Source organism: Wenyingzhuangia gilva (assembly GCF_030519655.1).
Lineage (GTDB): Bacteria > Bacteroidota > Bacteroidia > Flavobacteriales > Flavobacteriaceae > Wenyingzhuangia > Wenyingzhuangia gilva.
In genome coordinates this window covers 1-11335 of sequence record NZ_JAUMIT010000013.1, presented here as the reverse complement: position 1 = coordinate 11335, position 11335 = coordinate 1, and the positions used below count along the sequence as shown (strand labels likewise).

Here is an 11335-nt window from a genome sequence, read left to right as displayed (position 1 = left end):
TGTTGTAGTTACACAGAATATAATAATATAACAATTGAAGGATCTGAATATGAGTTAGAAAATAAAATTGGAATTTATAAAATTATGAAAGAATAAAAACATTAGCCAACACCGGCTAAACTTCATGCGGGTTTTGTGCTTACTTCAAAGTTTTGTGTATATTTACTAAGTCGCCAAATCTTGTTGATTTGGCTTTGTGAAACCAAAGAAACAAAACCAAACAAAAAGCTTCGGCTTAGTACGTGTTCGAAAATCTTACCGATTTTCTTCCCGCACAAAGCCTAGCCAAAACCGTTAGCTAATATACCCGAATGAGTTACGATATTTACTTTTATAGAAAACAAAATACTCCTCTCTCAAAAAGACAAATTCAATTAGAATTTCATAAATTAATTCCGATAAATATTAGTGATATTGACACTCAAATTAATTACGAAAATAAAAGAACAGGTGTTTACTTCTTAATAGATATAAACGAACCAAATACAGAACAGGAAGAGATTGAATTGTATGAGAATTTTGAAGGATTTGAATACATAGACATAAGTGCATCAATCAATTTTCTTCGACCAGACTATTTTGGAAAAGAAATTTTCTCAATACTTGGTAAAATTTGCAATAAATTAAATTTATATATATACAATCCTCAAGAATTTAGTGAGAAAAGAGATTCTCCTTTAAAATGGTCTACAAAGGAACTTATCGAACATTGGACAGAACATAACGCTAAAATTTCAAGACAACACTTTAACGAATTGGAACTTTTATATTACCCAAAGGATAAATCTGATAAAATTTGGGAATACACCAGTATGATTGATACATTAGAAAATGAAATGGATGAAGATATCTATATTCCTAACATATTTATGATTATGAACAAAGAAACTAAAGAAATTTTTTCTTACATAGTTTGGAGTGAAAGTATTCCTTTAATTTTACCAAAAGTAGATTTTATAATTCTTGTCAAAAACTATAAACGATTATTCAAGAAAATCGAGGAAATTGGAATAGTAAAATATGAAGAAATTATTTCAAAATTTTCTAACGAGTTTGAGAATTTTGAAAATACTAAAGTTGATTGTTTAATTTTAAAACAATCAAATGCAGATAAAATGAAAAAAGATTTTAATTCCTTTCCTATATGGAAATCCCATAAAGAATATGGATCACAAATCGGACTTGACAATTTTGTAAATCATAAATAAAGTACATTAGCTAACACCGGCTAAACTTCATGCGGGTTTTGTGCAAACTTCAAAGTTTTGTGTATATTTACTAAGTTGCCAAATCCTTTTTGATTTGGCTTTGTAATAAGAAAATTAAAACCAAAAAAAAGGCTTCGGCTTAGTCCGTGTTCGAAAATCTTGTCGATTTTCTTCCCGCACAAAGCCTAGCCAAAACCGTTGGGCACAATTAAAACGGAATGAATAGACTTCTAATTTTACTTTTTTCAATATTCATAATTAGTTGTTGCAATGAACAAAAATTGCTAAATAACGGACTGACTCAAAAAGCAACACAAATTACCGAATACACAATCAAAGTGGAAAATGATTCTCTGAATAATCAGATTCAAGATACGCTTGTAATTACCAAAAAAAAATACAACGAAAATGACCAAATAATCAGTAGTCATCAGCAAAATTTATTTGCTAACGAAACAATGGACATTGAATTCGTTTACAATAATCAAAAAAAGATAAAAAGAGAAATTGTTACACTTTCAAACGACAGTTCAAATTTTATTGTTGATTATTTCTACAAAGACACATTGCTTTTAGAAACAAAATCTGAATCTAAAAATGACATTTTTCAATTCAAACAAATTGGAGGTTACAAATATAACTCTGACAACAAACTAAAAGAAAGTTCATTAAAGCAAATCTACATTGACGTTAAAACAAATGACACAATTACTAATACTCTTGAAATAAGTAAATATAATGATAAGGAATTTGTAACTGAATCAAAACTATCGGACTTCAGAAAACCTGAACAAAATCGAAATACTGAATATAAATACGATTGTGGAATTTTAATGGAAATTAAAAAGTTTAATAGCAAAGACTCTCTGATTTCAACAACAGAATGTAAATACGAATATGACAAGTTCGAAAATTGGACAAAAATAGAATCAATTGAGAATGGTAAACTAAATTACATACGAACGAGGGAGATAGAATATAAATAACTGTGCCCAACACCGGCTAAACTTCATGCGGGCTTCTGTCCTACTCCAAAGTTTTGTGTATATTTACTAAGTCGCCAAATCTTGTTGATTTGGCTTTGTGAAATCAAATAAACAAATCCAAACAAAAAGCTTCGGCTTAGGTGCGTGTTCGAAAATCTTGTCGATTTTCAATCCCGCACAAAGCCTAGCCAAAACCGTTACCAACAATTTGAATGACCGAGATAAATCCAAATAGAATCAAGTTTTATCAATTCCTAAATAACGATATTTCATTGGAATTATTTGAAAGTTGGGTTTATGAAAATAAAGAACTTGAAAACGTAATTTCAGAAGAAAATTACATCGATTTATTAGCCTTTAATTTTAAAAGTAGAGAAATCAAAAATTTCATAAAATCAATAATCCAAAAACATTTTGATTGGAAGGAATTTGAAAAGTATCGAACAATTGAATTACTCAAAAATATTAAGTCTGGTAATATTGAGATTGTTTTGGCAAGTCGAAAATTAAGAGAGTTATATCTCGAACAAGAAGAGGAAATTAAAAGACCGTTTCTTACAATTAAACTTGCAATAGGTTATGAAAGTGAGCTTGACAATTGCCCTATAGAATCGGAATATAAACTATGGAATTCTAACGCTCTGAAAAAACAACTTGAACCTGTAGAATGGTATCGAAAACAGATTTTAGAAGACGTTAACCAAGAACTCAACGAATTACTAAACCCTGAATTCAAAGTTATTGACCTTGGGGAAATTGTGAATATTAAGCATTTACACGAAACTTTTGCCGAAAGACTTTACTTTCCTGAATTTTATGGAAATAATTGGGATGCGTTTTGGGACTCAATAAGTGGAATTGTTAAAATGCCAAAAAATCTGACATTGATAAATTGGGAGAAATTTGAAAAAACATTTAAAAAAGATTCGAAAATTTTAAAAGAAATTATAAAGGATTATAACAATCAGAATATTGAAAATAAAATAAAAACTGTTGGTAACACCAGCTAAACTTCATGCGGGTTTTGTGCCAACTTCAAAGTTTTGTGTATATTTACTAAGTCGCCAAATCTTGTTGATTTGGCTTTGTGAAATCAAAGAAACAAAACCAAACAAAAAGCTTCGGCTTAGTTGCGTGTTCGAAAATCTTGCCGATTTTCTTCCCGCACAAAGCCTAGCCAAAACCGTTGTAAAACATTAGACAAAAATTGCAGAAAGCCATCAAAAATAGAACTCCAATTCACGTTGATTTATCACCAAATCGTGACGAAGTATATTCTGGAATTTGTCTAAAATCGAATGACGAAATTTTCATTTTTAATTGTTTTAATGAAGAAACGAAGGAATTTGACGGTTACGCAATAATTAGGAATTACGAAATTAACAAATACAGAGAATGGGATAAAGAAGAATTGGAAGAAATTAATAATAATAATTCTAACGATTTTGTAAATAAATTACCACTTGAAAAGATGAATAATATATTTGAGTGTTTGTCGGAATTGAAAGACGAGAAATTGATAGCTATATTTAATGAATCTGATAATGATTCATATTTTATAGGTAAAATTGAAAATCTATCAAAAAAAGATGTTGAACTAAAATTACTGAATGAAAATGCGGAATGGATTGAGAATGAAAATATAAAAATTAAGGAAATAACTTATATCGGATTTAGAACAAGTTATGAAAAACAATTACTGAATAAAACGTTGAACGATGAAACTGATTTCTAAAATATCAATACTAATAAGTATAATTGGAATTTGTATTGCTATTTCTATTCAATATAATTTATTTGAAGGATACCAGAACGCAACTGGAAAAACTCGAGCTTTATATGGAATTAAGCAATTAATGCAACTTGATTACGTTTTTATCGGAATAATATCTTTCATATTTTCAATAATTTCAGTTTTTAAAAAAGAGAAAATAAAGACAATTATCTTGACCTTAAGTTTATCTATTTTATCAGTATTAATTTTGGTTTTGGAATTATGGAAAATATTACAGTAGGTAAAAAAACGTTTTACAACACCGGCTAAACTTCATGCGGGTTTTGTGCTAACTTCAAAGTTTTGTGTATATTTACTAGGTCGCCAAATCTTGTTGATTTGGCTTTGTGAAAACAAAGAAACAAAACCAAACAAAAAGCTTCGGCTTAGTCCGTGTTCGAAAATCTTGGCGATTTTCTTCCCGCACAAAGCCTAGCCAAAACCGTTGGCTAACATTTGAAGCAGTAGCCGAGCTTTTAAATTTAATTTTTATACTATGAACATTGAAGAAAAACTTTTTAAACTAAATTCATTTAAACAGAGAATTAAGCCAATTTTGAAATATAATGACCAAAAAGAAATATTAATAAGTTCTTTTGGTTCTATTTTAAACTCTAAGGATGGGAATAGCTGTTCTTTTAGTTTTAATAAAGATTGTAGTTTTAATGAAGATGTTAAAAAATCTATTTTAAAAGAGTTTCATTCTGTTTATGACTTATAGTGATTGTAATGTATATCCAAATAGCTTGAAATAGCTTCATAAATCTGTTTTTCTCCAATAACTATTTCTTTTATGTCGCCGCCCCTTACTGTTATAAATCTATCTCCATTTCTATCTAAATCTAATGTAAATGGATGATACTCTTCTATTTCGTCTTTTGTAAAAAACTCTCCATCGACATTTATTTTTTCTAATTTATCATCTTCTTTACTCATGATTTTTATTTTTTATAATTTTTAATAATTTATTTTTATAACCTTAATTTTTTACTCTATGAAAAAGAAAAACGACACAGAATTAATGCACGATTTTAATTTAAAATATTTAAACCATTCTTACGATGAATTTATGAGTGCTATAGAGAGTAATTCAAACAACTACTCTACTTTAGAAAACAATTTTTTGAAAATATTTCAACCTAAAGATTTTCGGGGAATAGGTTTTAATAAAGCTGTTAGTTTTAAAGTAAAATTAAATCAACTTGAAACGAAAGACCCTATCTTGAAATCTCTTGTCGAAGAACGTCTTCTGCTTTTAGAAGAAGAGATAAGCAGGTCTCCTGGGCATTTTTAATAGATTCATAATTTGGGTCTACTCCATGATTATCTTCAATTCTTGATTTAGTATCTATTAAAAATAAGTTTCTGTTAATTTTATATAGAGCTAGATGAAGCAATTCACGATTTTTGAAAATTTGATGTGAAACGTCATCATCCTCATCTACTTTTATGTTTTTAAAATATTCTTCAGCTTTCTTGAGGCTGAAGTCTTTATTTTTACTTTCTTTACTCATGATTTTTATTTTTTTGTTAAGTTCTTTAAAATATTGAAAACAATGCTTTGAGAGAGTCATTAAAACTCTTGAAGCGGTTACCGACCGTAATGTGGAAAATGACTTCTCTCTACATTGCACTAGAATTGAAAAACAAATATTATGTACGAAAACATAATGATGATGTTAATGTTACTATTCTTCATTGCATCAACTTGTCTGATACTAAAAGTCACCGACTGTAAAAGTGTAAGTTTAAAATTTCTCGGGATTTTAACTTTTTCTATCAAGAGATAGTGCTTTTAAAACTGGTACTTTAGTATCGGTTTTTCAATTCTTTATTTTAAATATTTTTAAACATAAAAACGATTAGCCAACAACAGCTAAAAAACATAGCTTAATTTGTGGTTTTTGAATGTTCGTTTTTATTAATTGTTTTTAATTTTTATTTTTTTAACTTGGTTTTTGTTAACGCTACGTTTCCTAGCTAAGAGCGTTAGCTAAAACAACGCTGAAATTCATGGCTGAATTTTTCGCTGTTGTTTAAATGACAGTTCTTTAAGTGTTTGAAACCTGTGCTCACGCAAAAATTCTAAAACGAAAACTTAGTTTTTAACTGAATTTTAAGTTTGCTTTATTTGAAAAACTGAGAACTTTTTATCGTTGTGTTTTGAACTGTACGCTAAATTGCTTCATTGATAAATTAACCTAAATCGACATCTTTTAAACCAGCATTTCGCTAAAAATTGTACTCAAAAGTCTTGTCTGAAAAATTTACATTATTTGATAAATTTTATGAGCTGAGAAAAATAGTTCAAATTATTACGTGCTAAACTATATGTTAAAATTATTCGTTGATAATTAATTAGTAAACGATAACTATTTACAAGCAGAATGCTGAAATTATCGTAGAAACGCAATTTTAATCTCGTTGCGTATATTTCGGAAAATTCTTCTATACTTTGCAACTTTTCTGTTTGAAAAGTTGCATTAGCTAACAACGGCTAACAAAAAAAGCTAATTTGTTGCTTTCCCAAGGTTAGTTTTCTTCTTTTTTCTGTATTTTAGGTCGATAATTAATCGGCTTTTCAAACGCTTCGTTTGCTAGCCAAAACCGTTGCCAGTAATTTAAACTGAGCGTAAAAATTTAGAATGAAAAATAAAGTTTTATCATATTTTATTTGTTAAATTCACTTTTGAATTAAGTAACAAATCAGATTTTTAAATGTTTCTTGAAACAAAATAAAGGTCTTCGCTAAAAGAAGCGTGGACAGGTGTCCAACTGGAGTAATTCAGTTTGTCGGGTTCGATTCCCGACCGAAGGAGTACTATTAGTCTTTCTTCGGTCGTGAATCTTTCCAATTTATAAACTATGAATGAAGAAGAAATAAGAAAATACTTTGATTACCATAATTCCAATATGAAATCCTTGAAAATTGGATATATGGAAATTCGAAATCAAATAAAGTCGTTTTATAAAGCTACTGACAAAAACGGAACTTTAATTTATAGCTTACAAGACACTAACGAAAATAAGATTCAATTACGAAAAAAGGAACAATCTTTTAGCCGAATATTATCAGGTATTCAAGTTTCTTGGGCAGAAGAAAGTCTAAAGCGTTTATTATACGAAAAAGATCTACTAAACGATAATCAACGAAATTATATCCTCAAAAAACCATTAATAGAAAAATGGTTAGAAGTTTTTAAAATTGTTTTTTGTGTTGCATATGATTTAATACCTGACGATGATGATTTTTGTACTCAAGTAAACATTAAGGCAGAAAGACATAATTTAGGAAATGAATTAGTTCAACAATATTTGTTGTTACGGAGAATCATATCTAAAAATTTAACACCAAATTTTGCTATTAGAAACAAGGTTCAACACGGAGAATGGGAGTTTGCTTTTGAAGCACCAATTTCTGAAGTTTTCTGTCAAAGATTAACTAATAAAATAAAAAAAGAGAATATCATAACAACATCATCAAGATATGTTATAGTAAATTCGATTTATAATATGATTGTTGATTTAGGACGTTTTAAGAGCGATAGTTTTAAACTTGATTCTATTACAACACCTTTTGAATATTTTTATGAAGATTATATTAAAAAGATAAATTTTGAAATTAAGAAAATAGAATCATGTGATTTAAATAAATTTATTGAAGATATAGTTCAAAAACAGATTAGAGGATTAGAATATAGAAACAGAAGATAAAAAACTACTGGCAACACCGGCTAAACTTCATGCGGGTTCTGTGCTTTCTCAAAGTTTTGTGTATATTTACTAAGTCGCCAAATCTTGTTGATTTGGCTTTGTGAAATCAAAGAAACAAAACCAAACAAAAAACTTCGGCTTAGTACAGGTCCGAAAATCTTACCGATTTTCTTCCCGCACAAAGCCTAGCCAAAACCGTTAGGCTTAATTAAAAATGAAACTTCAGATTTTAATCATATTAACTTTTTTTATTTCTTGTTGTAAAAAAACTAAACGAGAAAACTTAGATAATTACGAATGGAATAAAGTTAAGCTTTCCAGAAATTATAATGACTTTTCACGATATGCTACAAAACATCCAAATTCTAAATATTTTATAACTGCTATTAAAAAAAATATTTCTTTGAGAGATAGTTTAAATCAAACAGATAGTTACATCTGGTTTTGCGGTAGAACAAACGTCGAAATAAATCAAATAAATTCAGATTCAATACTATTTAATGGGTATTTAATTAATATTGAAAAACTTAAAGATAGTACCTACAATTATTTAATATCTAAAAGAGTAAATTCTTACTCACAAATAAGACGTAAAATATCTGGAATTGAAAAAAAAATAAAACTTTCATCTGGCTATATCGATTTCTGTGTTGAAAAAGAATTTCTTTCGAAAAACATATATCAAAAATCCGTTCAAGAAATCTCTAAAGGTTTAGATAAATATAAAACATATGTTATTGAAAAAATATTAAAAGTAAAAGAGTCTGAATTAAATCAAATACAGAAAGAAGAACTAGATATATTAATTAGCGAAAAACTATCATTCCATAAATTTGTAATGAGATTACCTCCTATTCCTCCATTACCCCCAGATAATTATGAATCTAATGAAAACTCCCCAATTGAATAAACTAAGCCTAACACCGGCTAAACTTCATGCGGGTTTTGTGCAAACTTCAAAGTTTTGTGTATATTTACTAAGTCGCCAAATCTTGTTGATTTGGCTTTGTGAAATCAAAAGAAACAAATCCAAACAAAAAGCTTCGGCTTAGTACGTGTTCGAAAATCTTGTCGATTTTCAACCCCGCACAAAGCCTAGCCAAAACCGTTGCCCACAATATGAAAAAACTGCTTATATTAACATTAATTCTAACTTTAAACTCTTGTTTTTTCTAAAAAAAAGATGGAATTGAGATGAAAATCAAAAATGATTCAAGCGAACCAATTACCAATGTGGAATTTACAACGACTGAAAAACTGGTAGTGATAAAATTTGACCGAATAGAACCGAATGAAAGCGTGACGGAATTCTTATCAATGCGAAAAAACAAAACTGACGGAGCCTATTCTCTGACTTTTACCCGAGCGAACGGAAAAAAGGAAATTAGTGGAGGCGGTTATTATACAAATGGAAGTTCACTTGACCATTGGGTTGACTTCATCGTAGAAAATGACACAACAATAGTAAAATTTGATACACCGATTTATTAAAAAAATTATGAACTAAGTGAAAAAGTGGACAATTTTAAGAATTTATTTTCTCGTCTATATAGCTTGTTGTATAACTTATACAATTGCTAAATGGAAAATTTTATCATATGAAGAAGGTTGGGGAGTTGTAGCTATGGTTGGATTAATTGGATTCGGTCTTTTTGGATTGTTAATAGATCTCATACTGACCTTAATAATCAAAGATAAAAAAGTACTCAACGGAATTGGAATTTTAATAGTAATTGGATTTTCAATAATGTTGCTTATTGAATTAAAACAATAACGGAATAAAAAATACTGTGGGCAACACCAGCTAAACTTCATGCGGGTTCTATGCCTTCTCAAAGTTTTGTGTATATTTACTGGGTCGCCAAATCTTGTTGATTTGGCTTTGTGAAAACCAAATCAACAAAACCAAACAAAAAGCTTCGGCTTAGTACGTGTCCGAAAATCTTGTCGATTTTCAAGCCCGCACAAAGCCTAGCCAAAACCGTTGGCTAACATTTGAAGCAGTAGCCGTGCTTTATTAATCGAAAAATTAATTACTATGAATATTTTTAACAATCCTATAAGTCAAAATAAAGAAATCGAATTTTTAAATAGATTATCTGAATTAGCTAAAAAACATCCTGAATACAAGAAAGAAATAACATCATCTTCTTTACTTTCTTATACTAACGGAGAAATTAATTTTGAAATACCCGAATCTTTAGACAATCAAGACATTGTCGAGGAAATACAATCTATATTTGAGTGTCTTTTCACGAATAAATAGTAAAACAATAAATCCACAGGAAATTTACAACTAATTTTATCTCCATTTCCTGTAATGAATTTAAAGTCAACGAAAGCATCTTCTCTTATTGAAATGTTTTGTCCTTTTTTCGAAAAAGAATCTGTATTTATTGTCAATTCTTTAATGTCACAAATTTTTACTCTTTTAATATCTGAATTTTCCATTTTAATTAATATTTAATTTATCATTCATTGAAAACGGTTGAATGAAATAACCGTGTAAAAAAAAACGTTAGCCAACAACAGCTAAAAAACATAGCTTTTTTATGCTTTCACTAAGTTGGTTTTTTATTTATTTTCTGTAGTTTTAGTCTGAAAATTAATCGGCTAGTTTAACGCTTCGTTTTCTAGCTAAAACCGTTAGCTATAACAAAATATGAAAAAAATTATCATCTCCATTTTAAGTTTACAACTACTGAGTTGTTCGACTACTGCTGTAATAAAAACAGATAACAGTACCGAAAAATTTGCTAAAACAAATCCTGAAAACATTAAAGTTTATTCAAGTGAAAAAATTAATGAGAAATACATAATTATCGGAGAAGTTGTCTCAAATGTTGATGCAAACAAAAGTTCCGAAAAAGCTATAAAAGAATTGAAAAAAGGAGCTTCAACAATTGGTGCAGATGCTATTAGCAATTTAAAGTTAGAAATTGGAATAGCACATGGTTTTTGGACTGCCAACTCTATCAAAGCAACAGGAACAGCTATAAAATATATTAAATAAATTGATAATGAAAAAAATAATTTTAACTTCCTTACTGACTCTATCATTATCTAGTTGTTCTTACTTTACGTATTACAATCAAACAGGTTATACATTTAATTCTTCGAAAGAAAATTTAGAATTAAAAGAACTTAAAATATATTCTGGAGATATTGAAGATGAATATGAAATTGTCGGATCTGTAAGTTTTGATATTCCAGGAGGAATTTCTGATTTAAAAAGAAATCTAAAAAAGAAACTGAATAAAATTGGAGCTGATGCTATCATAAATGTCAAACTAAATAAAAGTAATTCTTTTATGAGTAGAACAGGAATTACAGGAACAGCTATTAAATTGAAATAATTGCTATAGCTAACACCGGCTAAACTTCATGCGGGTTTTGTGCTTACTTCAAAGTTTTGTGTATATTTACTAAGTCGCCAAATCTTGTTGATTTGGCTTTGTGAAACCAAAGAAACAAATCCAAACAAAAAGCTTCGGCTTAGTTGCGTGTTCGAAAATCTTGTCGATTTTCTTCCCGCACAAAGCCTAGCCAAAACCGTTGTGTGCAATACGAAAAAAAAATGAAAAACATATCTATTTTTATAATTACCTTATTTATGAATATCACCTTGTTTGGACAAGGAACGAATAACAAAT

At 28.8% G+C, this 11335-nt stretch carries 15 protein-coding genes; 12 read left to right on the top strand and 3 right to left on the bottom strand.

The features are described from left to right. Nucleotides 1-311 precede the first annotated feature (311 nt). The 6 genes from QVZ41_RS14060 to QVZ41_RS14035 all read left to right on the top strand — a co-directional run bounded on the left by QVZ41_RS14060 (nt 312) and on the right by QVZ41_RS14035 (nt 4689). Complete coding sequence (locus QVZ41_RS14060) at nt 312-1208, top strand: hypothetical protein (protein WP_302885278.1); 897 nt, start codon at nt 312-314, stop codon at nt 1206-1208. A 281-nt stretch (nt 1209-1489) separates the two neighbouring features. Beyond that, nucleotides 1490-2194: a hypothetical protein gene (locus QVZ41_RS14055; protein ID WP_302885277.1), complete on the top strand. Its 705-nt coding sequence runs from the start codon at nt 1490-1492 to the stop codon at nt 2192-2194. Between the two features lie 272 nt (nt 2195-2466). Continuing rightward, the gene (locus QVZ41_RS14050; protein WP_302885276.1) at nt 2467-3204 is read left to right on the top strand and encodes a barstar family protein; all 738 of its coding nucleotides are present in this window, start codon (nt 2467-2469) and stop codon (nt 3202-3204) included. Nucleotides 3205-3401: 197 nt separating this feature from the next. Beyond that, on the top strand, nt 3402-3929 hold the full coding sequence (locus QVZ41_RS14045; RefSeq protein ID WP_302885275.1) for a hypothetical protein: 528 nt from the start codon (nt 3402-3404) through the stop codon (nt 3927-3929). Further along, entirely contained in the window at nt 3913-4209 is a 297-nt protein-coding gene (locus QVZ41_RS14040; RefSeq protein WP_302885274.1) for a hypothetical protein, read from the top strand. Before QVZ41_RS14045 ends, QVZ41_RS14040 begins: the two co-directional genes overlap by 17 nt. Nucleotides 4210-4464: 255 nt before the next feature. After that, nucleotides 4465-4689 carry a hypothetical protein gene (locus QVZ41_RS14035; protein WP_302885273.1) on the top strand — a complete coding sequence of 75 codons (225 nt, stop codon included), beginning with the start codon at nt 4465-4467 and terminating at the stop codon, nt 4687-4689. Here the strand turns inward: QVZ41_RS14035 and QVZ41_RS14030 are convergent. Both QVZ41_RS14030 and QVZ41_RS14025 read right to left on the bottom strand, forming a co-directional pair. After that, complete coding sequence (locus QVZ41_RS14030; protein ID WP_302885272.1) at nt 4677-4904, bottom strand: hypothetical protein; 228 nt, start codon at nt 4902-4904, stop codon at nt 4677-4679. The genes QVZ41_RS14035 and QVZ41_RS14030 overlap by 13 nt on opposite strands. Nucleotides 4905-5185: 281 nt before the next feature. Then, nucleotides 5186-5482: a hypothetical protein gene (locus QVZ41_RS14025; RefSeq protein WP_302885271.1), complete on the bottom strand. Its 297-nt coding sequence runs from the start codon at nt 5480-5482 to the stop codon at nt 5186-5188. A 1351-nt stretch (nt 5483-6833) separates the two neighbouring features. Between QVZ41_RS14025 and QVZ41_RS14020 the strand changes: the two genes are divergently transcribed. From QVZ41_RS14020 to QVZ41_RS14005, 4 genes are all read left to right on the top strand, one after another. Beyond that, entirely contained in the window at nt 6834-7682 is an 849-nt protein-coding gene (locus QVZ41_RS14020) for a hypothetical protein (RefSeq protein WP_302885270.1), read from the top strand. A 214-nt stretch (nt 7683-7896) separates the two neighbouring features. Beyond that, a complete protein-coding gene (locus QVZ41_RS14015) occupies nt 7897-8592 on the top strand; it encodes a hypothetical protein (protein WP_302885269.1) in 696 nt (231 codons plus the stop codon). Between the two features lie 284 nt (nt 8593-8876). Beyond that, the gene (locus QVZ41_RS14010) at nt 8877-9173 is read left to right on the top strand and encodes a hypothetical protein (protein WP_302885268.1); all 297 of its coding nucleotides are present in this window, start codon (nt 8877-8879) and stop codon (nt 9171-9173) included. Between the two features lie 16 nt (nt 9174-9189). Then, on the top strand, nt 9190-9456 hold the full coding sequence (locus QVZ41_RS14005) for a hypothetical protein (RefSeq protein WP_302885266.1): 267 nt from the start codon (nt 9190-9192) through the stop codon (nt 9454-9456). Nucleotides 9457-9890: 434 nt separating this feature from the next. Here the strand turns inward: QVZ41_RS14005 and QVZ41_RS14000 are convergent, their stop codons facing one another. Further along, entirely contained in the window at nt 9891-10133 is a 243-nt protein-coding gene (locus QVZ41_RS14000) for a hypothetical protein (protein WP_302885265.1), read from the bottom strand. Nucleotides 10134-10344: 211 nt separating this feature from the next. Between QVZ41_RS14000 and QVZ41_RS13995 the strand changes: the two genes are divergently transcribed. Together QVZ41_RS13995 and QVZ41_RS13990 are read left to right on the top strand one after the other, a co-directional pair. Beyond that, complete coding sequence (locus QVZ41_RS13995; RefSeq protein WP_302885264.1) at nt 10345-10695, top strand: heavy metal-binding domain-containing protein; 351 nt, start codon at nt 10345-10347, stop codon at nt 10693-10695. A gap of 7 nt (nt 10696-10702) precedes the next feature. Beyond that, nucleotides 10703-11038: a hypothetical protein gene (locus QVZ41_RS13990; RefSeq protein WP_302885263.1), complete on the top strand. Its 336-nt coding sequence runs from the start codon at nt 10703-10705 to the stop codon at nt 11036-11038. Nucleotides 11039-11335 lie beyond the last annotated feature (297 nt).